Source organism: Oribacterium sp. NK2B42, from assembly GCF_000424445.1.
GTDB lineage: Bacteria > Bacillota > Clostridia > Lachnospirales > Lachnospiraceae > Oribacterium.
Genome location: NZ_KE384187.1, coordinates 212,507 through 237,492, shown reverse-complemented (window position 1 = coordinate 237,492; position 24,986 = coordinate 212,507). Strand labels below are relative to the sequence as shown.

Here is a 24,986-nt window from a genome sequence, read left to right as displayed (position 1 = left end):
CTATCTCCTTAATGCCTCTCTTATTATTTCCGACATAACATCCACATCCAGAGGTTTGGGAATGTGTCCGTTCATCCCCAGCTCTTTTGACTTATCCTGATCTTCCTTCATTGCATTGGCTGTCATGGCAACTATCGGTATCCCGGAATAAGCTTTATCTTCCATTCCCCGGACAGCCTTCGTAAGCTCATAGCCATCCATGACCGGCATCTGAATATCTGTAATGATGAGATCATAGTATCCCGGTTGGGCACTCTTGTATTTGTCAAAAGCTTCTTTTCCATCCACTACAGACTCAACCACAAATCCCATATCCTCAAGAAGCATCACGGCGATTTCGCGGTTTATATCCATATCCTCTGCAAGAAGTATCCTCTTTCCGGACAGATCCTCACCGGAACTGTCTTTTTCTTCTATGACTACCGTATCCACCTGCTTTTCTATAACGGGATAGGTGAGCTTTACAATAAATTCGGAACCTTTTCCGATTTCTGTAACAACCTCGATGGTTCCGTCCATGGCATCGACTATACTCTTTGTTATCGCGAGTCCCAGTCCTGTTCCGTTTATTCCGCTTTCAGTAGAAGTCCTGGCACGCGCAAAGGGTTCAAACATATCCTTTACAAATTTCTTATCTATGCCGATCCCGTTATCCTTTACACAAACACAATATTCGGAATTTCCGTTTCCGTCCACGGGTGACTGGGTGAGGGTAACGGAGACTTCTCCGCCCCTGTCGGTAAACTTGCAGGCATTACTTATGAGATTCATAAGTATCCTCATAAAATGTGTCCTGTCAAACACCGCAAGGGTTTCCGGTATGATATGGACACTCAGGGAATACTTTATTTCCTTTTCCATCATCTCATCATAAAACAGTTCAAAGGTATCTGTTACGGCCCTGGCTATATCATTTTCCTCATTCCTGAGTACTATCTTCCCATCCTCTGCACTGCTCATTTCCAGAACATCATCGATTATCCCCAGGAGCTGCTTTCCGGCAATATCTATTTTCTCTGCATACTGCCTGTCCTCATCCCTTGTTTTCTCATCATTCATCATGACCCGGGTAAAACCGAGGATTGTATTCAAGGGTGTCCTGATATCGTGTGACATGTTAAAAAGAAACCGGGTCTTGGCACGGCTGCTTTCCTCCGCTCTCATCTTCTGTAATTCAAGCTTCTTTTCACGCTTGTTCATAGTGTTATAAATGCTGAAGAGAAAGACAAGGCTTATGAGGTTCATGCAAAACTGAATGAAGGAATTTCTTGTATGTATCCTGCCAACCTTCATGATATGGGTTTCCGCAAAGGATTCTGCCTGATAGAATGCCTCCGTTTTTTCCCCTTCTATCTCATCCTCATAGTATGCTTCCACGATATTTACGGTTTTTCTGGTCACATCGGCATCGGACTGCTTTATCCAGGCAAAGGAAATGAGAAAAACAAATAACATGAGGCCAACCCACGCAACAGCCGACTTTCCGAAGCGCTGCATCCCGTCATGGTTGAAGACATAATAAAAGAATGCAAAACCAAGGATCGCCCAGCACGCAAGTATGAAATATGTTTCAGTCTGTATGGCTCCCGAAGAAAAAAACAGGAAGTATACTATGATGGCAATAGATATGATGATTCCGACAACTCCAAGGAAACATTCCTTTTTCCTGTTTTCATTTTTGGCTATAACAAGAGCCGCCGCAGAGGTGTAAAGATAAGCGATGGATGCGCCCAGAGTATTGACATCAATGATCCACCCTAATGCACTTCTTCCCAGAAGAGGGATGAACACTGACAGAGCTATGATAAAGAAATATGCATGGCGGGGATTCCCATCCTCATCCAGATATCCAAACCAGGATGGAAGGATGCCGTCATCCGCCATGGAAAATATAAGCCGGCTGGAAACAACGTAATTTCCGATAAGGCCCGTAAGGATTGCGGAAAAGGCTGATATCCCGAGTACGACTATACCTGCTTCTCCCATAGCCGCATGAACGGCGTAAAACACAGGAAGACCGTAAATTCCCTTTAAATCCCCTATCTCACCGAGATAAGCCTGAAGGGAAGAGAAGCCTGAGGGATAACAGAAGGCCGGGGCAAGAGAAAGAAGAATATATGCCACAGCGCTTGTGATCACAGAAATCTCAAGGATCTTCCCCATATGACCATGGTCAAAGGTCACTTCTCCGGCAGAATTGGATACGGATTCAAAGCCCACAAATGCCCAGGGAGCCAGCATTAAAATGCCCCATACCTGCACTGAGACCGGCTTTCCGCTTCCGGAAAAGCTCATTACTTCACTTAATGAAGCTATATTGGAATGGCTCACCACCATAAAGAAACAGAAAATTATGCCGGACAGCAAAAGAAGGGCTGCCACAGTCTGGATCGCTGCAGCCAGCCGTTTATTACTTTCGCAGATAAGCCCGAAAAGAAGTATCATGAGCATGGACAGCAGCAATTCACCCATGTATACATCATATCCAAGGATAGAATAGCAAAAGCCGAACTTAAAAATATCACCCACAACAAATCTTGCCATAAGGGGAAGGGCAGTAGCATTGGCCCATACGATGGCAATATAAACAAGGATAAGAAACCATGACGAAATAAAGCCATGGTCATATCCAAAGGTTTTGACAGCATAGGTAAGGGTACCGCCGCTGTCCGGATACCTCTTTATGAGGAAGCTGTAATTAAGCCCGATGACAAGCATGAGTACAGCTCCCAGGATAACTCCCATAACCGTTCCCAAGGGTCCCGCCAAAGGAAGGAAGGTTGTTCCAGGCATGACAAAGGAACCCCACCCGACGGCACAGCCGAAAGACAGCGCCCATATGGCAAGGGGCGAAAGGTATCGTGTCATTTGATTTTTATTATTATTATCATTATCAAAACGCATATTCGTCAATTTCACCAAAAATAAACTTTGCCTCACGTGATATATCGACATTTTACTGCGAAATATTATTGGGAAATGCTTAATTTGCGTTTTTATTGTTAATTTCAGCACAGCCTAGGCATGAGCCGGCTTCAGGTTCTGGCGGATCCTTATTCCGTTGACTTCGATGTCATCTGCTATGGGGATCAGCAGGTATTCCCGGCCGTCAATGACACGGGTCTCCAGGAGGTCTGCGCTGTCTGACTTTATGTCAAGCTTCATGGTAAGTGACTTCACTACCAGGTGCTTCTGATCCTGGATGTTCTCTGCAACCAACGGAGAATCATCGTCCCCTACTGTTTCCTCGTAGATTCTTTCAAACTGGTGAAGCTGCTCCTCACTTGCGCCGTTGGAGGCAAGAAGTCTCCTGATCTCACCTTTTCCAAGTTCAACATGATCATCTGAATCCTTATCATTCTGATTCTCGCGGATCATCTCGTTAACCTCTTCGGAAATACTTCTTACTGTCTCAAAGGTACAGTCTCCGGACAGAGTAGTTTCAATGATCTCTCTGAAAACATGCTGCTGATCCTTTTCGGTTCTGCTGAGTTCGGTTCCCAGAATATCCAGTACTATCTCTTCATGTCTCTCCTCAGGATGCCTTGTATAGTAAAGGGTGTTGTGAATGTCCATGTTACGGAAATTGAAAGCCGGGAACAGGAAGGCCGATTCCGGATTCTTTACACCCCAGTCATTGGTGCGGCTCAAAAAGGTTTGAGCCGCGGAATCGTAGCAAAGCCCCTCTCTCAAAAGCTCCACCGGGCAGATGGAACACAAAATAAAGCTGTATACATACTCACTTGCATCCTCGAGGATCGTCTGATCCTTAAGCTTCATCGGAATGTCATAAACCCCGTGGCTTAGTATGATAAGGTACTTTCCGGGATAACTGTAGCTCCCGATGATCCTGTCAAAAAACTCCTCCACCAACGCATCGTCCTTGAGCTCCGACTTTTTAAGGCGATATAAAAATTCCTGGTGTCCCCCGGGCATCTCCTCTGCCGCAGGAAACTCCACATTAAAAAGATTGCGTCCGAACTTGCCGGACATGGAGCGCTTAAATATCTCACAGTATTTGGATCTCTCCGCTTCCTCCAGCTGCAGAAACATATCATGGAAGGCGGAAATCTTTTCTTTCTCTTCGTTAACATAGCAGGCACGCATACGGTCTATGCGGCAATCGTTTTTATTGAAACACTTTGACTTTATTTCACTAACTGATTTTTTATCCATTCATTCTCCATTCCGTGTATATCTATTTTAGAAACCACCAAAAGAAACGTCAGACTCCCCGGCAGGCATCAGATTTCGCCGGAACAGCTGTCTTTCAGTGTCTGTATCTCCTCTTCCGTAAGGCTCCTGTACTCTCCGGGTGCGAGACTTTCATCCAGTTCAATGCTTCCCATGGACATTCTCTTGAGGTAAAGCACATCCTTTCCGACCGGAAGGGCTCTGATCATTTTCTTGATCTGATGGAACTTACCTTCCTGTATCGTCACATTGATTTCAGAGCATAATGTCTCTGCATTGACATTGGCAGCTTCCTCTGCGCCTTTAAAATCAGCTCCGGACAAACGCACTCTCTCGAACCTTTCCGGATCCACAGTAATCTGAAGCTTATCTGCAAGCTCCTTTACTGTCTTTCCGGTACTAAGGATCTCAAGTCCCGCAGGCATTGCCGTCAGATGCTCGTCGAAGCGGATGCCTTTTTTGAAAATCTCTCTATCCTCCTCACTAACCTCTCCGGAAACCACCGCATAGTATACCTTATCTATGTGGTGCTTAGGTGCCAGAAGTCTGTGAGCAAGCTGTCCGTCATTAGTGATGATCAGGAGTCCCTCTGTATCCTTGTCGAGACGTCCTACCGGAAAAAGATCCTTCCGCGCCTGACCACCGAACTCCGAATCCCGGATCAGGTCCACCACTGTGGTCTGACGTTTGTCCTCGCTTGCCGAGATAACTCCGGCAGGCTTATTCAGCATATAATACTGGTACTTTTCATACCTTATTTCTTCGTCAAAATAGGTTATGACCACTCCCTCCGGTACTTCAAAGCCCGCTTCGCGAATCACCTCTCCGTCCACTGTTACTTTACACTTTCTTATTGCCTTTTTTATATCGCTTCTGCTGCCGACACCCATATCGGCAAGATACTTGTCTAAACGCATATGTCAAAATCTCTCATCCAGCTTCTTAACGATATATTTCAAGCAACCGTCCTCGAAGACGTTGTCCAGTCCGGCTTTTTTCATGAGCTCGTTGTAGAAATCCGAAGCTGAGAGCTTGCAGAGCTTAAGGTAGCTTTCCCAGGCCTCTCGGTAGTCCCTGTCCATGCGGACCTTGTACTGGAGGGCATTGGCACCGGCGATACAGTAATCGATGTAGTAGAGCGGGTTGTCATAGATGTGGTGCTGACGCTGCCAGTAGCCGCCGTGCTCGAAATAAGCATTACCCGTGTAATCAAGGTGTGGCTTGTACTGGCGCTCCAGCTCCCGCCAAACCTCGTTTCTCGCCTTGGGTGAAAGTCCCGGGTCACTGTAAATGATATCCTGGAATTCGTCTACCATGGTTCCGTAAGGAATGAACATAACCGCATCCATGAAATGCATCTTTATATAGTCCTCTGAGCGATTCCCGAAAATCAGCGGCATCCAGGGCTCGGTGAAAAATTCCATGGACATGGAGTGAGTCTCTGCGATTTCCATGGTAATGTCATTGTGCTCTATGATTGGATCGTCAGCGGTGATGTATCCCTGGAAGGCATGTCCGCACTCGTGGGTGATAACGTCTGCATCTCCTGAGGTTCCGTTGAAGTTTGCAAATACAAAGGGCGCATGATAGTCAGGAAGCATGGTCATATAGCCTCCTGTCTTTTTATTCTTTCTTCCCAGAACATCGAAAAGCTCCGAGTCGCACATGAAGTTAATGAATCGACCGGTCTCAGGTGAAAGATCATTGTACATCTTCTGTCCTGCCGCAAGTATCTGCTCCGGAGTTCCCACCGGTGCCGGATTTCCGTTTGTAAAGTAAACACCTTCATCAATGTAGCTAAGCTTGTTAAGTCCCAGCTGACGTCTTCTCAGATCATGAAGCTTCTCGGCAAAAGGAACAAAGTCTCTCTTTACCTGCTTCCGGAACTCCTGTATGTCGGAGCGCCCAAAACTGTTTCTGTTCATGCGGGCATAACCTAAAGGAAGATAATTCTCATGCCCCATAAGCTCTCCCTGCTTTGTTCTGTTCTTCACGAGCTTATCATAGAAGTCATCCAGCTCTTCCTGATGAGTCTCGAAGAAGGCGCTGAACTTCTCCCAGGCTTCCTTTCTGATGCTTCTGTCCTTATGATTGAGATAAGGGCTCATGAGGCTCAGGTTCAGCTCTTCCCCGTTCCAGTCAATTCTTGCACCTGCGAGAAGCTTGTTGTATTCTGTCTGAAGCTTGTTTTCCTCCTGCATGAGAGGAATGAGCTTGTCGTCAACTGCCTTCATGGCAAGTTCAATGTTTTTGAACGCCACCTTTCCGATCTTCTCCTCAAGATAAGGTCTGAAAGGTGAGTTAAAAAGCTTCTTACGATAAGAAACCACCAGATTCTGGAAAATGGGCATGTTCTCATCGAAATATTCCTGCTCACAAAGAAGCTTTTCATCGGACATATCGATATCCGAACGGATCATGGCAATCTGTGATTCTGTCATCACATGATTGTACAGGAGGTAGAATTCCTGATGTATCCTGAACTGTTCCTCCCCGCTTTCGGCTTTTTCCAGTCTGTCCTCAAGTTCCTTGAAGTCCTGAGTAAGTTTCTTGAAATCTATGCGTTCATAGGGCATCTCTGAAAATTTCATTATAATGTCTCCTCATTTTTTCTTTAAAATATTAAGCGTAGCACAAAACACCCTAAGGTGTAAGTGCTACGCATGATTATTGTTTAGCCCGGGGCATCTATGGCCTGAATGGCATCAGCCTGGGCATTGCCATCAGGGGCACCCTGAGCCGAAGGACCTGCCATCCACCATGCAGTTTCAGAAACTGCCTGAGCCTCCTGAGCTGTGGTTGGTACATAGGTATCATCCTCTGTGGTTTCTGCGGGAGCTTCTATCACATCACTGTTTTCCTGTGAATCCTGAACTTCGGAAACTTCATCCTGAGCATCATCAACTCCGGGGATCACCTGAGTGCTGTGATTGTCATTGTCATTGTCCTCACTTTTACTCTTGCTGCTCTTAGCTGAATCCTCATCGTTTGAAGAAGACTTTTTAGAGGAAGCTTCTTCGGATTCTTCTGCTTTGGTTGGAGCTGCCGCCTGGGTTTCAGGTGAAGCCGCTGCCGTTTCTGCCGTGGTTTCCGCAACTGTTTCTGTCGGCGGGAAGCTGCTGTACTGCTTTCCGTTTCCGCCCACAACCTCAGCATTTCTGAACTGTATAAGCTCTGAAACCGTCACAAGCTGATAACCCTGTTCCACAAGCCATGGGATAATCTGCTCACAGGCTGCCTGAGTGGATTTATAAAGCTCATGCATGAGAACGATGCTGCCGTCCGTAACCTCGGATTTTATCGAGCTGATAACTTTATCCGCATCCTTGTGCTTCCAGTCCAGAGTATCTACAGACCAGAAGATAAGAGGCATCGTAATGCTGCTTTTCACCGTATCGGAAATGATTCCGCCCGGAAGACGTGCAAGTACCGGAGTTACGCCGGCAACCTCCTGTACCTTTGCATTGGTCTTTGCAAATTCCTGCACGATATAGTCAGAAGAATTCTTTGAAAGCTTTGTGTCGTGATCCCAGCTGTGATTCGCAATCTCATGACCGTTCGCAGCCATTCTCTGAACCTCGGAGGCGAACTCGTCAATACGGTTTCCTACAATGAAGAAGGTACCGCGACCATTGTATTTTTCAAGGACATCCATGATTGCCTCACCGGTACTTCCGTTAGGACCGTCATCCCAGGTGAGAGCCACCATAGGCTTTGTTATATCCACATAACGTCCGTTTGAGAACACCTTGGTGGGGTCATATGCCTCAGTGGTTTCAACTGTGGCTTCTGTGCTTGCTTCTGTCACCGTGATCACTGACTCGGCTACATCGATGGCGTCATTACCCTTGTTGATCTCGATGTTCTGCATCGCATCGATCTTTTCCTGACGGCTGTTTTCGATATAGCCGGTAATGCCGGTAACGCCCTTCCAGAGGCCAAATACAAAAAGAGCACAAACGCTCAGGAAAATAACCCTGTAGGTATAAGCCCTCTGACGCGCCTTTTTCTGGCGGATCCTCCTGAGTCTTTTTTCGCGGATAGCCTCTTTCTCGGCATTGGTCATAATACGGTTCCTGCCGGAGCCTCCGCCTGAAGAGCTCCGCCCGCTTCCCCGAGACCCCGAACGGACTCCCCGGGAATTATATGAAGCGTTTCGGCTGCGTACACCGCTTCCGCCCCTCGCATGATTATCCGAATATCTTTGATTATAATTACCTGCCATTTTTATTACTTCTTTATCATCAAATTTGTTATATCGATTTATCAACATCATTATACTGGAATTATTCTAACATACAATATAAATTTTGGAGTATAAAAAATCATAATAGGAGAATAATTTTTGATGCATAAAAGCAACAGCTCAACCGGCAGACCATGGGGACGGGGTTGGTGGTCCATTTTAGAAAAATGGACCACCAACCCCGTCCCCGTAGTCTGCCGGATGAACTGTCACGATTAAACCGAAGTTTCCTCAGAAGATTCCCCCGATTCCGAGATCCGTGTCAATGGTGTTCATGTTGTAAAGCACCAGCACATCCGTAACCTCCGGATGTTCGTTGATGAAGGACGCCGGACCGAAACGGTAGTAACGGGTATCGAAAACGTATATCTTCTTATAGTGATTTACAAGGAACGGCACAATGGAATTTGCGTAGCTGTCCTTAACGAGAACCATGACCTTGTCGGAATCCGCAGTCTCGTTGGTAATCTCGATAAGAGGATGAAGGTTATTAAGGAACATGGAGTACTTATCCTTTTTCTCCAGATAATCCCTGTTGTAAAGGGTATCAGTAACCTCATGTGAGTCAGTGTAGTCCACGGTCAAAGCATTGTCCGGATTCTCATAGATGGTTATCTCCTCCCCCGGAACCGTGGTGTCATTGAGCTTTGAGTAAACCGTACCCCTGAAGCTGTCTGTGACAACGGTTTTTGTGAATGCCTCCTCCGGGAGCGGCTCAATGCCTTCGGCCTTGCAATACTCTCTGTACGCCACATAGGCACCGTAGGTGGTCCAGTGATGATCCGTGTGATAGTAAAGCGGCGTGAATTCCGAAGCTGTCTTTTCATCCTGAGCGGCCTCAAGAAGCCCCTGAAAGCAGTCGATGCGCTTCATCTCAGGACGTGCCTCATAAATCTTATTCATAGTCTCAAGCTGCTTAAGCACTCCCCTGTCGGGTGCAGAAGCAGGAAGCTTGTCATTATAAACAGTCACCGCCGTAGGCACCAGCATCAGCTTAATGTTGTTTTTTGCATCAGTGGTTATGTCCTGATAAAGCTTTCCGTACTGGGTGATGATCTTTTCATTCTGCTTCGGCTCATCATAGGCTTCGATGAGATAGCCGTCCTTAGCGATATAGATATTGTTGATCTCCTGCTTTCCCATCATAATCTCGGCCTTGGTCTTCAGGGTCATGAACTGGTCACGGGCAGGAAAGTGGTCTGACAGATACTTCTGTATGCTGCTCATGTAAGAGCCGTCCTTCAGTGACTGGAATGTGTATGTGGGCCACAATGCCAGCTGACGGTTCTCACTCTCGCTGAATTCCTTCTTTGGAGAAGCCAGAAACCAGACTCCGAAAATGAGTATGGAAAGGGTGACGGTCATCACGGTGATGACATTACCCACATTCCGGACTCCCCAAAGAAGGTTGTCTTCATTATTGTTCGATTTGTTTTGCATCATAAAACTCCAATTATCAAACGCCGATGCCTTGAATTATCTTATGTGTTGGAGAACTTAATATTCCCCTTGAAAATCATTGCATCAGTCATAGGTTTTGGCGAACCACTATTGATAAGCGGTTCATTAGCATTAAACCATTCCTCATCAAAAACGGAAATAAAGGAACGGATTGTAGGTATCGTTTACCAGGTACGCTGTGGTCAGGAAGAACAGGATGATGTAGAAGGAAGACCTTAGGATGGTGATAAATGTCTCCCTTGTGATCATCTCTGAAAGCCCGCCATTGCCCTTTGCGGCGCTTCTGAGCTTTCCTCTCAGCCACGGGTATACCGGGAAGGAAATGATGCATCCCAGTATGAGGATGAGAAAATTGTTTCTGAGATACCACAGGATATCAGCATTAACCACAGAGGCTCCGGACATTCCGAACATGATCCTGAGATAATGTCCCAGCTGACCCATATCATCAAATACAAAGATTACAAATCCCGTCACATAGATAAACATGGCATAAAGGTGCTGAAAAACTCCCGGAAGCCTGCCGAGGGCCTTGCCCCATACGTTCTTTTCAAGTGCCAGAAGCACTCCGTAGAAAAGTCCCCATAAAATAAAGTTCCATGCAGCACCGTGCCAGAGACCAGTAAGAAACCATACCACGAACATATTCCTGAGCTGCTTGAGCTCTCCGTGGCGGTTGCCGCCCAGTGGAATGTATACATAATCACGGAACCAGGTACTGAGGGAAATGTGCCAGCGTCTCCAGAAATCCGTTACCGAAACAGCACTCAAAGGATAATTAAAGTTCTCAAGATAATGGAAACCAAGCATCCTTCCCATACCTATCGCCATGTCACTGTAGGCACTGAAATCGAAGTATAGCTGCAGAGTGAAGCACATGGCACCAAGCCAGGCACTTACAACACTGAGCTCTCCCGTTGAGGCAAATGCCTGAGCCTTTATAACTTCCCAGAGAGAACCGATAGTGTTTGCCAGAAGAACCTTTTTGAAAAGTCCCTGGAGGAATCTGAGACCGCCCTGGATAAAGCCGGAAAAATCTATCTTACGCTCGTGGAGCTCCTCATTAACAGTTGAGAATCTGACGATAGGTCCCGCAATAAGCTGAGGGAACATGGAAACATAGGTCAGATAATAGAAATAATTCTTCTCCACCGCCACTTCCTTTTTATAGAGGTCAATGGTGTAGCTCATGGTCTGGAAGGTGAAAAAGCTTATTCCTATAGGAAGACCGAGGCCCAGGGGTGTGAAGGATGTACCGGCAAAAGCATTGACAGACTCAATAAGGAAATCAGCATACTTGAAGAATCCCAGCACCGAAAGATCGATGATAACGGACAGTGCCAGGCACATTTTCCTGCGGATCGATCCGTCTGCAGCCTTGTCCATAATCCGTCCCAGCGTATAGTCCGAAAGAGTCTCGAACAGCATGAGGAGAATATATACAGGCTCGCCCCAGGCATAAAACACCAGCGAAAAAACAAGAAGGATATAATTCTTTACCTTAAACGGCACCAGATAATAAAGGATCAGGCACAGCGGAAGGAAAAAGAACAAAAATGGAATACTACTGAAAACCATACTTTAATGCTCCGATTTATAAAACTTTTATGAAAACATAACGCTCCTATCTTACAATCAAACTCCGAAGGTGGCAAACACTTTCGATAAATGTAAATAACAGTTCATAAAATAAGAGAGAATCCTTATGAAATCCACCGGGGACGGTTCTCGCCGGCGGGAACCGTCCCCGGTGGATAAAATCAAAGCCGGAGGGCACCACGTTTCTATGGCTGCCCTCCGGCTCTGCAAATTTTTATTCGATTGAATCGTTTTTATCAGCCGATGTTCGTAGCGATGGTCTGCTCGATAGCTGCGGCATTGGAAGACATTACAAGGTAAACATAGTTACCGACAGTCTTAACTGCGCTTGCTGCAACGATCTGATACTGCTCAGGCATGTAATCCTGAAGCTCCTGAGCCTTCTGCTGCTGAACTGCACTGAGCTGACCTGCAAGAGTTGCAACGCTTGAGGCATCCTTAGCCTTAAGGATGGCAACCGTATCAGCCTTTGTTACATCCTCAGCCATAGCGAATACATATCCCTCAAGCTGTGATGCATCGATTCCGTAATAGTTTGCGATATAATTTGCGTCAACTGTGATCATTCCCGGAAGAAGACCTGTAACCTGGCTGTAAATAGCGCTTGGCTCTGGGCCTGCTGCCTGAGCCTTTGTCTCCTCAGCTGTAGTTTCTTCGGCTGTTGTCTCCTCTGCAGTTGTTTCCTCGGCTGTGGTTTCTTCTGCGGTAGTCTCTTCCTTTGTTGTCTCTTCTGTAGTTTCTTCCTCAGAAGACTCCTCTGTTGACTCTTCCTCTGACTCCTCTGCTGCGGCTGTTGTTTCCTCAGCGGCTGCTGTAGTCTCCTCTTCACTTGACTCCTCAGCGGCAGTTGTTGTCTCCTCTGCTGTAGTTGTCTCTTCCTTTGTTGTTTCAGCTGCTGTAGTCTCTACTGCTGCTGTTGTAACTGCCTCAGCCTCTGCCTTCTTGCCGCATCCGTTAAGCATAAGCGCTGATGCTGCGATTACTGCAAGTGTTGTTGCTACTATAGTCTTTCTCATATTGTTTCTCCCCTTTGAACTCTATACATAATAAATGCAAGGACCATAAAATCCCTGCACCATTATAAAGACTTATTTCAATTTTAACAACTTTAAGATGAAATTTTTTTAAGATGCGCCTCCGCATATTCCTCCAGAGCTGCCTGCCAGATCACGTAGGCGGCATTGGTCTCATGCACATAGCTGTCGCTGCAATACTGCTTCGCGAGACAGCCGTTACTGTCGCAAAGCCTTGAAGCTATATCAACATAACCCCATCCGTTCTGTGCTGCCAATGCTGACATCTGTGCATTAAGCGCCCGGATGTTGGCATTGTTCAGATTCTTCTTTTCGGAGCCCTTGTACATCGGAGTCGTGCTGATGATGGTGATCTCTATCTCGGGAATCTCCGCCTGTACCCTTGCGATGAACTCAAGATACTTTGCCACCGTGTTATCCACTCCGGCATATAGATCGTTCAGTCCAAAGAAGGTATAAATGTGCTTTGCACCCATAATCTTCAATGCATCCCAGGCATATTTCTGCTCTCCCTGATATATGGGATGGCAGGACTTACTTGAAATAGCCGAAAAAGCATTATGAACAGAATAGCTCCCTCTGGTAAGAAATCTGAGATTCTGGAAAATAGGAAATGCCGAGTTTTTTACAGCATAATTTGAGAAACCCAATGCCACGGAATCCCCCACCAGAACAGAATCCTTGAAAAAGTTTCCGATTTCAAGGGCATGCACGGCCTGTTCCTGTAGTCTTAACTGCTCCTGCAGCAACTCCTGATACTGCTTCTCAAGTAAAAGCTCCTCCTCTGTTTTTACCGGGGTGGTTTCCCCCGGAACTCCCGGTAAAGAGCTATTCCCATAGGCACCCACGGTGGGGCCGATAACAGCGCTCTCTGTTTCTGCAGCAGCCCCAAGACCGGTATTATATGTCCCCGAAGCCAATGCAGAAATCCCCTGTATGTCCGCAAACGAAGTAAAAACCGGTGTTATGGCCAGAACAGCACCCATCAATGCCGCTGCAACCTTTCTGTTTCTCATACCTTCCTCCTCTGTAAATGCATATTTTTGCCGTTTTTTCTGACATATATGCAGATCTGACCGTCTTCCTTTAAATTAAGGTTTTTTAAAACCCTCATAAACACGTCCTGATTTAATATCTCGTCAATCAGGTAACCCAATATAAGATGACGATAAAAAAGTATTTTCCTTATTATAACTTATACAGGTGCAAGTTTTCTTAAATATACTTGACGATAAAGCGAACAAAACTTAGATTATTCCTATGAGTAAGATAACATTTAAAAAACCCGGTAATTTCATATATCCAGTTCCCGCCGTAATGGTAAGCCTTAAAGACAAATCCGGCAGGACAAACATCCTGACCGTTGCCTGGACCGGCACCATCTGTTCCGATCCGCCCATGGCATATATTTCCGTACGAAAAAGCAGAGGCAGCTATCCCATGCTACGGGAATCCGGAGAATTTGTCATAAATCTCCCGGACGAAAAGCTGGTAAAGGCTCTTGACTACTGTGGTGTCAGAAGCATTGCCACCGTTGACAAGTGGAAGGAAATGGGCCTCCACGAAGAAGAATCTGCCATAGTTTCCGCCCCTTCCATCAAAGAAGCCCCGGTCTCCATCGAGTGCAAGGTAACACAGGTTCTCCCCCTGGGAAGCCATGACATGTTCCTCGCCGAAGTAGTTGCCGTCCGTGTTAACGAACAGTTCATCGACGAAAAAGGCGCTTTTCACATGGACCGGGTAGGCCTCGTAGCCTATTCCCACGGCGACTATATGTCCCTCGGAGAAAAGCTGGGCAGCTTCGGCTACTCCGTGAGAAAAAAGCCGCTGCTAGAGAAAAAGAAACCGGTAAAGAAAAGTACTTTCGCAAAGGTTAAAGATACACAAAAACCTGCAGGCAAGAGCAGCTCCGCCAATAAGAAGACTTCAGGAAAAAATCATTCAAACAAAAAAACCGGAACCCCTTAATAGAATCAATTCTATCTAACTAATGGGTTCCGATTTTTCTTCAAGCAGATAACGGGAGTCGAACCCGCCTCCTCGGCTTGGGAAGCCGATGTACTTTCAATCTCGTGGGCCGTCACACGTCCCTTGGATTTTCTGTACCATTTCAAATATTTCCGGATTCATCATGCCTGTGTAGGAACAACAGGGATTACTTCTTCTGTAGAACCGGCTGCAGCAGCATCTGCTGCGGCTGTCTCGGCCACGGCAGCGGCTGCCGCATCATTAGCATGAGCATAGTTCTGAGAAGCCGCATACTCACGAAGACACTGAACCCAGATAGCATAAGCCTCAGCATTCTGATGAATGTACTTATCTGTGCAGTAGATCGGATTCAGATTTCCGTTAGCATCCGCAAGACGGTTAGCTATATCGATGTATCCGTAGCCGTTCTCTGCAGCATATGCCTGCATGGAATCATTAAGCTTACGAACTGTAGCATTGTCAAATGCCCAGCTCTTGATGCCTGCAAGTGAAGTCTGAGCATCCGGATGAATGTATGTTGTGCTTATGATGGTAATGTCTGCGTCCGGATTTGCAGCCTTGATCTGTCCGATGTAAGTCTTGTACTGCTCGAAAACCTCACTCGGACGAGCCTTGATATCATTGAGTCCAAGTGAAAGGTAAACATGCTTTGCGCCAAGTAAACCTACCATCTCATAAGCATAATGCTGAGCTCCGCCATACCAGAAGTGGTTAACACCCTCTGTTCCGATAGCCTGAAGCTCGTCATGAATGCTGTATCTCGGCTGTGTCATGAACTGAAGGTTTGCAAGAATCAGGTTAGCTTTTCTCTGAATAGCATATCTCTCGAAACCGTTTGCCACTGAATCTCCAAGTACGATGGAATCCTTGTAAAAATCAACCACGCGCTGATCTTCCTGAGCATTAACAACCGGATCCTGGGAAAGATCTGTGGCAGCCTGAGTTTCCTGAGCTGCGGCAGTCTCTTCTGCCATTGCAATGATACCTGATGAAACGATCATGGATGAAGCAAGCGCGATGATTGCTGCCTTCTTTAATAACTTTTTCATACTCTCTACTCCTTGTTATCGGGAAATCCATTCCCTTTATAATCATATTTATGAAACCTGTACTACTCCAGGAAGGAACATTATAATCCCTCAAGTATATTTGGTATAGTACATTATTTCCTATTATGCAAGTCCAAGCTTCCTGAGTCCGTACTCCTTAAGGGAGTTTGTCCAAATGTCATAGGCCAGATCGTTCTGGTGGATATACTCGTCAGAGCTGTAAATCGGATTCAGATCTCCGTTTGCGTCTGCCAGAAGGTCGGCAACATTGATGAAGCCCCAGCCGTTTGCGGCACAGATCTGCTCCATGGCTGTGTTGAATTTCTTAACATTGGCACTGGTCATGGTACCGTAGTACTTGCCGGGATAAATGTAGGTGGCGCTGATCACAGTGATGTCAACATCAGGATTAACTGCCTTGATCTGATTGATAAGCCTCTGATAATCCTCAAGAACAGATGGGTACTGCACCTCGGTTGTTCCGAAGGAAAGGAATACATGCTTCGCGCCCATAAGCTGGATAGCATCCCAAACGTAGCGCTGCTGACCCATATAGAAGGGGTGACGGCTTGTGGAGCTGATATCCTCAAAAGCACCTTCGATGTAAAAACCGTTGGCAGTAAGTGACTGGAAGTTTTTGAGCACCGGATCGTCAGCGTGCTTCTTGGTGTAAAGGGCAAAGCCGTTTCCGATGGAGTTACCGACAATTACAGAGTTCTGGAACAGCTGATCCAAAGCATCATCAGTGGAAAAACCCGGAGTGCTGATGCCTGTTGCCGGCATCGTAGCTGATGCAGCAGAAGCATCCGAACTGTAGTTGCTGAAATCTACTGCGGAAATTCCTGTAGCGGCAGCAAGGGAACCAAAGCTGCAAACACCGGATACAAGCAAGGTTCCCAGTGTCAGAGCTGCGATTTTTTTAATCTGTCTCATAAAGACCTCTTCTAATTAATTATAATTTGCAAGGAGTATTGTAGCACAAAAGAATAAAATCGGTTTATAAAATCATTTGAACTTCAATTACAAATTAATGACAGAAGCGGAGAGAATATAAAAAAAGTAAAAAATTATTCATAGAACTTTATATTAAGTCATGCAACCACCTTGCGATAGTTGACTTGCGGGAAAATAAGAGTAAAATTATGTGAGTATGATAAGTGCAGATATAGTACATCGGTAGTACATCGGCTTCCCAAGCCGAGGAGGCGGGTTCGATTCCCGTTATCTGCTGAATTGAAAACATGGCGGAAATCCTAAAAGAATGGCTTATTCTTTAGGATTTTCGCCATGTTTATGTAACAGTTCAGCCTGTGAACCATGGTGTACGAATGAATAGTAGATATTCAAGTTCTGCTGCTCCATGACCCAAAACTCTAAAATCCGGAAATGAGTCATTGTTGAGAACGATTCTACATGACCCATATCATCAAAACACTAGATATGAGTTAATGCCAAGTCCGATTCTACATGACCCATATCATCAAAACACCAGATATGAGTCAATGCTAAGTCCGATTCTACATGACCCATATCATCAAAACACCAGATATGAGTCAATGCCAAGTCTGATTCTACATGACTCATATCCCCGTAAAGCAGATTATGAGTCAAGCAAAAGCCTGGTCCACCGGCTGAACTGTTACATTTTTATTACTGAAAATAACTAATCCGGCAGAACTCTCTGGTAACTCAGTACGTCAGCACCGGCACTATCCCCTGTTCATTGCCTTCATTGTAGGTTTTCCGGACGAAATTCAGGAATTTGCGAACCGTATGAGAAGCATTCTTCCGGAAGAATATTCCGTAGGGCAGGGTGTAGTTCCACTCGCATGGTATCACCTTCATGCCGGGAAGAATGTCATTCCAGCACATGGGCACAAGTAAGAGCTGTCCCTTAAATCCTCCGCCCCAGAGGATAACCTCGCTGGGATAATTATGAATGTCGAGATTTATTCCATGAGTCCTCATGCAATCAAACATTTCCACTATAGTTGAGGCTCCTTCGTCCCTGAAGCACATTACCGTTTCCCCGGAAAGCTCCGACGGAGAAACTATATCCTTTTTTGAGATAGGATGCCGCTCCGGAGCCGCAAAACCAAAAGGCACATCGCATATTCTTATAAAATCCCATTCCTTCATCCATGGAACTCCGCTGTTAACACTTTCAATGAGATCCGTCTGGGCCGGTATATGGTGCTCGGTATCGATGGAAACCATGTTTATCTTAACATTGTCATTTACTGCCGAGTACAGCATCCAAAGCTCATAAAGCAGGCGGCTTTTCTCCAGCAGAGATGTTCCTATGGAAATGTGATTCTCTCTTTCTGCTATGGCACGAACCTCCTCCATTATGGCATCCCCTGCATGTACCCATGACCTGGCTTCCTTTTTCAGAAATTCTCCGGCAGGCGTCAGTTCAACTCCCCCGCGGTTTCTTTCCAAAAGTCTCACATCCAGTCTTTTTTCCAGTGTATTTATCTGCTGAAGCACGGCACTGGGGGTAATGTATAGTTCCACCGCTGCCTTATTGAAACTACCTCTTTTACATACTGTAAGAAATGTCCGAATCTGTGTACTGTACATAACTATCCTCTGTCACCGTCACGATTATAACCAGAAATATTCACATTAAATGAATAAGTCAGGCCTCTCCTCCCGCCTTAAAGTGTTAATGCGTATTAAGTAAATCTAAATACACATTAACACAATTGAAATATACAAACAACGGAATCCATAGGAAAATACTGTTAAATAAATGCCAATGTTTTGACATAATCTATTCACTTATCTTTATAAGGCTTTCAAATCTGTATCGATGTTTCTTAAGGAACCGATTTGATCTGTATGTCAGAAATAAACGGCGAAAACAAGTATTTCCGGAGGAGGAAAAATGGCTAAACTGATTTCTAGAAGAGAATTTTTGAGAGGCACAGCAGCAGGTGCCATAACATTAACAGCAGGTGCTGTTATAGGAGGTCTTACAGGATGCAGCTCCGATACACCCGAGGCAACAACAGCAGCCGCAACCACAGCTGCCGCAACAGAAGCTGCCAAAACAGCACTCTATACACCCGGAACCTATACAGCAATTGAAAAAGGACTTGAGAGTGATATCACCGTCACAATGACCTTTGATGAAAACAGCATAACCGATGTCAAGATCGATGCTTCAGGAGAAACCGAAGGTATCGGAACAGCAACTCCGGAGCCGCTTTCAAAGGCAATTCTTGAGGCACAGAGTGCTGAAGTGGATGCTGTTTCAGGTGCCACAGTTACATCCAATGCCGTAAAGAAAGCTGCTGCCAACTGTATCGCACAGGCAAAGGGCGAGGCCGTAACCATGTCCGCCGACGCAGGCAATGCCGCAGGTGCTTCCGGAGATGACTGGCTGGGTGCAGAGCCGGAGATCAATGACGCTGATGTATACGATGAGGTTGAGGCCGATGTTATAGTTGTCGGTCTCGGTGTTGCCGGTGTTGCCGCTGCAAGAGGTGCCGCAGAAAAAGGTGCAACAGTAATAGGTATCGATGGCGCAGCAGCACCCTGCTGTCGTTCAGGAGAGTATGCGGTCATCAACAGCCCTAAGCTCAATGCCCGCTGGCCGGAGAGAGCATTATCAAGAGAGGAAGTTGACGAGATCATTGATTCTCATGTTAATGAATCTTCATACCGCGTAAAGAGAAGCATCGCAAAGAAGTGGGCCGACAATATCGGTGAGGCCTTCGACTGGTGGACAGATGCCGATGATCATCTGTTCATAGCCGATGAGACAAGACAGCCTATCGAAGATGAAAATGCAGACGACTTTATGGTTCCTATCTTCCGTCCGCTTCCTTCCTATAAAGATGCAAGCGGAAATGAGCACGTATACAACTGGAAGGAAGAACGCTTCCCCTGCTATCCTACTTCAGTTGAGTTCCTTCCCAGCCAGGCTGCAACCTTCACCGCAAACTGGGATAAGGCTCTGGCAACCGGAAAGGTAGAGGCTTATTTCGGACACTTCGGAAAGAAGCTCATCATGGAGAACGGCAGATGCGTCGGTGTCTATGCATTAAACGATGACCCTCAGTCTCCCGATAAGGACAAGTACCTGAAGCTCACTGCAAAGAAGGGCGTTATCCTTTCAACCGGTGATTATGGTTCCAATGATGCTGCCATGAACCATTTTGCCCCTGATGTAATGAAGACTCACCGGAACAATAGGCTTTTCACTTCCTTCGACGTAAATGGAGTTCCCACAAACCAGGGTGAAGGCCTCAGAATGGGTGCATGGGCAGGCGCAAAGGTTATGGGTTACAATGCTCCGATGATCCACCACATGGGCGGCGGCGCCGATCTTTCAGGCGTTGGTGTTATGGGTAATGCCGGCTTCCTGAACCTGGACATGGACGGAAAGCGTTTCATGTGCGAGGATCTTCCCGGACAGCAGCTTGAGAATCAGATCGAGCAGACAAGACTTATGAACAGCTGGCAGTTCTTCGATGCAAACTGGCCCGAGCAGGTAACACATATGCCGGCAGCTCACGGCGGAGCCTGCTATTTTGAGGATTACGCTTCTGCTGATGAAGCTCCTAAGAACAATAAGACCTATCGCAACTGGAAGAGCCCTTATCAGCTTGAGGCAGCTGTTAAGGACGGAAGATGTCTGAAGGCAGATACATTGGAGGAGCTTGTTGCAAAGGTATATCCTGATGATACCGCAGCTCAGGAGCAGGCTCTTCAGTCCATCAAGAGATACAATGAATTGGCTGCAGCAGGCTATGATGAGGACTTCCACAAGGTACCGAGCCGTCTCATGCCTGTGGATACAGCTCCTTTCTATGCTGATCAGTTTACAACCGCTATCATGCTTGTTTGTATCGGTGGTCTCGAATCCGATGAGGACTGCCACACCTTTACTGAGGTAACAGATGAGCAGGGACGCCAGGTTTGCGGCGAGATCATCAAGGGTCTCTATGTTGCCGGAAATATGCAGGGCGGACGTTTCGGAATGGAATATCCTATCGGTCTTAAGGGCGTGAGCCACTCCATGGCTATGTACTATGGTAAGGTCGCAGGAGAGAATGCTGCTGCCGAGATCTGATGAGACCGATAGGTTTTGAAATGGGCCAGAAAATGCAAGGGACGCGTGGCGGCCCACGAGATTGAAAGGACACCCCCGGGGATATGTCCGCCCAGTATGCACAGGTATGTGCATTCTGATCGGACATATCCCCGGGGGTGTTCTTTCAACTCGCAAGCCTTGCCACCCATCCCTTGCATTTTCTTCACGTATCGGTAACCGGAACTTAAATCAGATTTTGTTTTAACCGAAACAGCCTCGCCGGCTAGCGGCATCAGCATAGCTTTTCTACAACAATCGAGCAATTATATGAACTCAGAACCTTCGCGATTTTTGTGGGGGAAACAAAATTTATAGGTGCTATTTAGTGAGGAATATATGGTAAAATCAATGGAGACTGAAAATGCTATTTCATGACAGGAGGGTGTTCGGATGAAGATTTTAGGGGCTATGCCTTTTAGTGACGAGGACAGAAAGTATATTGAGAGTAAGGCAAAGGGGCATGAGATTGTTTATAAAGCGAAGGAGATTGTGGAGGAAGCGGATGTGCAGGATGTAGATATCATCCTGGGTAATGTTTCTCCGGCAGTTGTAGCAAAGGCTCCTAAGCTTAAATGGCTCCAGACCAATTCTGCGGGAGTTGATAATTACTGTAAGGAGGGAATACTTTCTCCGGATACACTACTGACCAGTGCTTCAGGTGCTTATGACACTACGGTTTCTGAGTGGATGGTTTCGGTTTGCTTTATGCTGGCACGTAAGGAAGACCTTTATATGAGGAATCAGGTCAACAAAGAGTGGAAACCGGAGGGCAAGGTGGTTTCCATCGAGGATTCGGTAACTCTGGTGTTGGGACTTGGCTCTATAGGTAAGCATTATGCTAAGAAGATGCATGCTCTGGGAAGCTATGTGATCGGCGTCACAAAACATCAGCATAGTGACAAGCCCGAATTTGTTGATGAGCTCACCACTATCGAGCACCTTGATAATCTCCTTCCGAGAGCGGACTACGTTGCCATGGTGCTTCCTGGAACAGCAGAAAATGTTCATATCATAAATGCTGATCGTCTCAAACTTATGAAGCCGACAGCTTTCCTTATCAATGCGGGCCGCGGCAATGCAGTGGACGGAAAGTCCCTGAATGAAGCCCTCTGTAACGGTATCATCGGAGGCGCAGCCCTTGATGTAACAGAGCCTGAACCCCTCCCTGCAACAGATCCCCTATGGGATGCTCCGAGATGTATCATCACCCCGCACATCGCCGGCCAGTTCTACCTCCAGAAAACCTTCGATAACATCGTAAAAATCACCGGAGAGAATTTAGAAAAGTACCTTGCCGGCGACATCGCCTCCATGAAAAGTAAAGTAGATCACAAAAAAGGATATTAATTAAACACCGGAATCATGTAACACTTACACGATTCCGGTGTTTAATTATATATTAATAATTCTTATCAATCAGATCATGAACCGTTCCTTTACCAGCATTTAGTTGTTGAATAGATCTTTCAAGTACTCTCTGGTTCTCTGGACTGTAGAATGGATCTACTGAAACCTCAAAAGGAATTCTCATTTCATTTCCAAGCTTTACAAGATATAGATTTATTGCTTCTGTCATTGTTAAGCCAAGAGCATCACAAGCTATTTCGGCTTTTTGCTTCACATCATCATCAATATACACATTTAACCGTGCCATAACTGCGTAGTACCTCCTCAAAAACTTATTATCACTACTTACATGATTTTTACATTCCAACCATTCTAAGGATCAATTATTAACACTAATGCAGAAATGATACCAAATTATATAGTCGAAATTTAGACCATATGCAAATCAGCCAATCTCTGATATCATCTCTTATACATAATCATTCAACCATGTTTCAAAGAATCTCTTCACATTCTGTGATAAATTATATTCCATAATACCATAAGAATGTAGTTGTATATATAACCTCATGCCCAATGATAAAAAACAGAAACATAAGTATTATTACTGACGAAAACAACAAAAAGATTGTATTCATCAATGACATTAGATTTAAAGGCAAACGTAGCATGAACTGGGAAGATATAAAGGAATACCTTAAAGGATATGTCGGTGATTGTTATGAAATAAGTGAATTCGCAGAAAAAATCTACATTGGCAACGAGCTTCCTGAGGAATATACCGGTTCAGAAAGCAGGAAAAGTTTACACGGAGCAAACGCTAAGGCTAAAGCAAATGCCGCAACAGCAATCCCTGAACTCATCAATATAGCTACCAACCGGAAATTTCAGGAAAACACAAAAGAAAAGCATAATAAAGATGCACAAAACGGATGGTACAGATATGATGTTCGTTTTGGGATTCCCGTTTATAATGATGACATTTTGGTGCGTTATAACATTTATGGAGCCAGATTGCTAATCAATCATGCCAGAAATGGGAAGAAATACCTATACGATATTTTAGCACTAAAAAAAGAAACGAGCAGGCCGCAACAGTAAGTGCGGTGAAAACCCATTCCTTAGTCTTAGTTTATTGCATGAAAACGGAAATGTCAATTATATTCGGTGCTAGTGACACCTTCACAAAAATACTCCCCGGGAACACCCGGAGAGTAAAATCGCATCATTATTCCACAATCGCGCCCGTATCAGCGGAGTGTACCAGCTTAGCATACTTCCTGAGATAACCTGTAAGGTTTCTCTGCTCGCGTATCTGCATGGTCTTCTTGCGCTCTTCCATCTCTTCGTCGGAAACCAGAAGCTCAATGGAGTAGTTCGGGATATCGATCTTTATCTTGTCTCCATCCTTAACATAAGCGATAGGTCCGCCTGCCTGAGCCTCGGGTGAAACGTGTCCGATGGCTGCACCACGGGATGCACCTGAGAAACGACCGTCAGTTACAAGAGCAACGGTAGTATCAAGCTTCATACCTGCGATGGCTGATGTGGGGCTGAGCATTTCTCTCATGCCGGGGCCGCCTGCAGGTCCCTCATAACGGATAACCACGCAGTCTCCCGCCTTGATCTTTCCGCCGTAGATAGCGCCGATGGCCTCTTCCTCGGAGTTGAATACTCTCGCTGTGCACTCATTGACCATCATCTCAGGTGCAACTGCGGAACGCTTAACGATGGAGCCGTTTGGTGCCAGATTTCCGTAAAGCACTGCAAGTCCGCCTTCCTTAAGGTACGGATCGTCGAAGGGTCTGATGACGTCAGTATTTCTGTTCACAGCATCCTTAGTAACCTCACCGATGGTCTTTCCGAGAACAGTCATGCAGTCTCTGTTGATAAGTCCGTGCTCATCCAGTGAATGGATAACCGCATAGATACCGCCTGCCTCCATGAGATCCTGCATATGATGGTGTCCCGCAGGAGCAAGGTGACAGAGGTTAGGAGTTTTATCGGAAATCTCATTGATCTTGTGAAGATCAAAGGGGAAACCTGCCTCATGTGCAACCGCCATAAGGTGAAGTGATGTATTTGTGGAGCATCCGAGAGCCATATCAACTGTGAGAGCATTCTCGATGGTCTCCGCCTTTATGATATCTCTTGGTCTCAGATTCTGTTCCAGAACCTTCATCACCTGCATTCCGGCTGTCTTGGCAAGACGGATTCTCTCGGAATATACCGCAGGAATGGTACCGTTGCCCGGAAGCGCCATACCCAGAACCTCGCAAAGAGAGTTCATGGAGTTGGCTGTAAACATTCCTGAGCAGGAGCCGCAGGTAGGACAGCAGGTATTCTCAACATCCATAACTCCTGCCTCATCCATAAGTCCTGCCTTATAAGCACCTACTGCCTCAAAAGCAGTATTCAGGTCTTTCTGATGAAGTGATAACATCGGTCCTCCGGAAACAAATACGCAGGGAAGATTGAGACGAAGAGCCGCGAGAAGCATTCCCGGAACGATCTTGTCACAGTTCGGAATGAACACGAGAGCGTCAAGAGCATGACCTGTTGCCATACACTCGATGGTGTCTGTAATAAGCTCACGTGAAGAAAGTGAGAAATGCATTCCGTCATGTCCCATGGCGATTCCGTCACAAACCGCTATCGTATTGAACTCAAGGGGAGTGCCTCCTGCCATGAGAACTCCGTCCTTTACAGCTCTTGCGATCTGCTGCAAATGCTCATGACCCGGAACAACCTCGGTAAATGAATTTACAACACCTATAAGCGGTCGTTTCATCTGTTCGTCTGTAAGTCCGTCAGCCTTTAAAAGTGAACGATGCGGGGTGTGCTCGATACCCTGCTTTACTAAATCACTGCGCATAATTATTTCCTCCGAAAAATAGTCTCATCTCTAAACATATGTATTTCGCCGTTTATCTCTGACATATAAATGCAGCTGCATCCGGCTC

Annotated in this window: 18 protein-coding genes and 1 tRNA gene; 5 read left to right on the top strand and 14 right to left on the bottom strand. The window is 46.0% G+C overall.

Annotated elements, in window-relative coordinates:
* The 9 genes from G625_RS21625 to G625_RS20420 form a co-directional block, all read right to left on the bottom strand.
* A complete protein-coding gene (locus G625_RS21625; RefSeq protein ID WP_198014927.1) occupies positions 1-2,904 on the bottom strand; it encodes an amino acid permease in 2,904 nt (967 codons plus the stop codon).
* A gap of 114 nt (positions 2,905-3,018) precedes the next feature.
* Entirely contained in the window at positions 3,019-4,176 is a 1,158-nt protein-coding gene (locus G625_RS0115745) for a DUF4317 domain-containing protein (RefSeq protein ID WP_029201858.1), read from the bottom strand.
* A 68-nt stretch (positions 4,177-4,244) separates the two neighbouring features.
* The gene (locus tag G625_RS0115740) at positions 4,245-5,111 is read right to left on the bottom strand and encodes a pseudouridine synthase (protein WP_029201857.1); all 867 of its coding nucleotides are present in this window, start codon (positions 5,109-5,111) and stop codon (positions 4,245-4,247) included.
* A gap of 3 nt (positions 5,112-5,114) precedes the next feature.
* Positions 5,115-6,785 carry a M3 family oligoendopeptidase gene (locus G625_RS0115735; protein ID WP_029201856.1) on the bottom strand — a complete coding sequence of 557 codons (1,671 nt, stop codon included), beginning with the start codon at positions 6,783-6,785 and terminating at the stop codon, positions 5,115-5,117.
* An 83-nt stretch (positions 6,786-6,868) separates the two neighbouring features.
* Entirely contained in the window at positions 6,869-8,419 is a 1,551-nt protein-coding gene (locus G625_RS21620) for a polysaccharide deacetylase family protein (RefSeq protein WP_198014926.1), read from the bottom strand.
* A gap of 252 nt (positions 8,420-8,671) precedes the next feature.
* On the bottom strand, positions 8,672-9,883 hold the full coding sequence (locus G625_RS20435; RefSeq protein ID WP_084152941.1) for a DHHW family protein: 1,212 nt from the start codon (positions 9,881-9,883) through the stop codon (positions 8,672-8,674).
* A 144-nt stretch (positions 9,884-10,027) separates the two neighbouring features.
* Positions 10,028-11,479, bottom strand: coding sequence for an MBOAT family O-acyltransferase (locus tag G625_RS0115720; RefSeq protein ID WP_029201855.1), 1,452 nt, complete (start codon positions 11,477-11,479; stop codon positions 10,028-10,030).
* 257 nt (positions 11,480-11,736) lie between these two features.
* A complete protein-coding gene (locus G625_RS22135; RefSeq protein ID WP_084152940.1) occupies positions 11,737-12,516 on the bottom strand; it encodes a DUF4358 domain-containing protein in 780 nt (259 codons plus the stop codon).
* A 92-nt stretch (positions 12,517-12,608) separates the two neighbouring features.
* Positions 12,609-13,550 carry a GDSL-type esterase/lipase family protein gene (locus tag G625_RS20420; protein ID WP_049895953.1) on the bottom strand — a complete coding sequence of 314 codons (942 nt, stop codon included), beginning with the start codon at positions 13,548-13,550 and terminating at the stop codon, positions 12,609-12,611.
* Positions 13,551-13,794: 244 nt separating this feature from the next.
* On the opposite strand from G625_RS20420, the gene G625_RS20415 reads away from it, so the two are divergent.
* Entirely contained in the window at positions 13,795-14,502 is a 708-nt protein-coding gene (locus G625_RS20415) for a flavin reductase family protein (protein WP_044933108.1), read from the top strand.
* A gap of 161 nt (positions 14,503-14,663) precedes the next feature.
* Here the strand turns inward: G625_RS20415 and G625_RS0115690 are convergent, their stop codons facing one another.
* Together G625_RS0115690 and G625_RS20410 are read right to left on the bottom strand one after the other, a co-directional pair.
* Positions 14,664-15,572, bottom strand: coding sequence for a GDSL-type esterase/lipase family protein (locus G625_RS0115690; RefSeq protein ID WP_029201854.1), 909 nt, complete (start codon positions 15,570-15,572; stop codon positions 14,664-14,666).
* Positions 15,573-15,695: 123 nt separating this feature from the next.
* Positions 15,696-16,505: a GDSL-type esterase/lipase family protein gene (locus tag G625_RS20410; protein WP_029201853.1), complete on the bottom strand. Its 810-nt coding sequence runs from the start codon at positions 16,503-16,505 to the stop codon at positions 15,696-15,698.
* A 226-nt stretch (positions 16,506-16,731) separates the two neighbouring features.
* Here G625_RS20410 and G625_RS0115680 point away from each other — a divergent pair.
* Positions 16,732-16,802, top strand: a tRNA-Gly gene (locus tag G625_RS0115680).
* Between the two features lie 459 nt (positions 16,803-17,261).
* Here G625_RS0115680 and G625_RS0115675 read toward each other — a convergent pair.
* Positions 17,262-18,155, bottom strand: coding sequence for a LysR family transcriptional regulator (locus tag G625_RS0115675; RefSeq protein WP_029201852.1), 894 nt, complete (start codon positions 18,153-18,155; stop codon positions 17,262-17,264).
* A 307-nt stretch (positions 18,156-18,462) separates the two neighbouring features.
* On the opposite strand from G625_RS0115675, the gene G625_RS20405 reads away from it, so the two are divergent.
* Both G625_RS20405 and G625_RS0115665 read left to right on the top strand, forming a co-directional pair.
* Complete coding sequence (locus G625_RS20405; protein WP_049895952.1) at positions 18,463-20,655, top strand: FAD-binding protein; 2,193 nt, start codon at positions 18,463-18,465, stop codon at positions 20,653-20,655.
* A gap of 411 nt (positions 20,656-21,066) precedes the next feature.
* Complete coding sequence (locus tag G625_RS0115665; protein WP_029201851.1) at positions 21,067-22,023, top strand: D-2-hydroxyacid dehydrogenase; 957 nt, start codon at positions 21,067-21,069, stop codon at positions 22,021-22,023.
* 52 nt (positions 22,024-22,075) lie between these two features.
* Here the strand turns inward: G625_RS0115665 and G625_RS0115660 are convergent, their stop codons facing one another.
* The gene (locus G625_RS0115660) at positions 22,076-22,330 is read right to left on the bottom strand and encodes a type II toxin-antitoxin system RelB/DinJ family antitoxin (RefSeq protein WP_029201850.1); all 255 of its coding nucleotides are present in this window, start codon (positions 22,328-22,330) and stop codon (positions 22,076-22,078) included.
* Positions 22,331-22,599: 269 nt separating this feature from the next.
* Here G625_RS0115660 and G625_RS0115655 point away from each other — a divergent pair, with 269 nt between their 5' ends.
* On the top strand, positions 22,600-23,124 hold the full coding sequence (locus G625_RS0115655) for a hypothetical protein (protein WP_029201849.1): 525 nt from the start codon (positions 22,600-22,602) through the stop codon (positions 23,122-23,124).
* A 127-nt stretch (positions 23,125-23,251) separates the two neighbouring features.
* On the opposite strand, the gene ilvD is transcribed toward G625_RS0115655, so the two are convergent.
* The gene (ilvD, locus tag G625_RS0115650; RefSeq protein WP_029201848.1) at positions 23,252-24,898 is read right to left on the bottom strand and encodes a dihydroxy-acid dehydratase; all 1,647 of its coding nucleotides are present in this window, start codon (positions 24,896-24,898) and stop codon (positions 23,252-23,254) included.
* Between the last annotated feature and the right edge of the window lie 88 nt (positions 24,899-24,986).

Coding starts and splice junctions, on each gene's coding strand:
- G625_RS22135 (WP_084152940.1), bottom strand. CDS start 12,516: ATGAGAAAGACTATAGTAGCAACAACACTTGCAGTAATCGCAGCATCA.
- G625_RS20405 (WP_049895952.1), top strand. CDS start 18,463: ATGGCTAAACTGATTTCTAGAAGAGAATTTTTGAGAGGCACAGCAGCA.
- G625_RS0115740 (WP_029201857.1), bottom strand. CDS start 5,111: ATGCGTTTAGACAAGTATCTTGCCGATATGGGTGTCGGCAGCAGAAGC.
- G625_RS20420 (WP_049895953.1), bottom strand. CDS start 13,550: ATGAGAAACAGAAAGGTTGCAGCGGCATTGATGGGTGCTGTTCTGGCC.
- G625_RS21625 (WP_198014927.1), bottom strand. CDS start 2,904: ATGCGTTTTGATAATGATAATAATAATAAAAATCAAATGACACGATAC.
- G625_RS0115720 (WP_029201855.1), bottom strand. CDS start 11,479: ATGGTTTTCAGTAGTATTCCATTTTTGTTCTTTTTCCTTCCGCTGTGC.
- G625_RS21620 (WP_198014926.1), bottom strand. CDS start 8,419: ATGGCAGGTAATTATAATCAAAGATATTCGGATAATCATGCGAGGGGC.
- G625_RS0115655 (WP_029201849.1), top strand. CDS start 22,600: ATGATAAAAAACAGAAACATAAGTATTATTACTGACGAAAACAACAAA.
- G625_RS20435 (WP_084152941.1), bottom strand. CDS start 9,883: ATGATGCAAAACAAATCGAACAATAATGAAGACAACCTTCTTTGGGGA.
- G625_RS0115675 (WP_029201852.1), bottom strand. CDS start 18,155: ATGTACAGTACACAGATTCGGACATTTCTTACAGTATGTAAAAGAGGT.
- ilvD (WP_029201848.1), bottom strand. CDS start 24,898: ATGCGCAGTGATTTAGTAAAGCAGGGTATCGAGCACACCCCGCATCGT.
- G625_RS0115660 (WP_029201850.1), bottom strand. CDS start 22,330: ATGGCACGGTTAAATGTGTATATTGATGATGATGTGAAGCAAAAAGCC.
- G625_RS20410 (WP_029201853.1), bottom strand. CDS start 16,505: ATGAGACAGATTAAAAAAATCGCAGCTCTGACACTGGGAACCTTGCTT.
- G625_RS20415 (WP_044933108.1), top strand. CDS start 13,795: ATGAGTAAGATAACATTTAAAAAACCCGGTAATTTCATATATCCAGTT.
- G625_RS0115745 (WP_029201858.1), bottom strand. CDS start 4,176: ATGGATAAAAAATCAGTTAGTGAAATAAAGTCAAAGTGTTTCAATAAA.
- G625_RS0115690 (WP_029201854.1), bottom strand. CDS start 15,572: ATGAAAAAGTTATTAAAGAAGGCAGCAATCATCGCGCTTGCTTCATCC.
- G625_RS0115735 (WP_029201856.1), bottom strand. CDS start 6,785: ATGAAATTTTCAGAGATGCCCTATGAACGCATAGATTTCAAGAAACTT.
- G625_RS0115665 (WP_029201851.1), top strand. CDS start 21,067: ATGAAGATTTTAGGGGCTATGCCTTTTAGTGACGAGGACAGAAAGTAT.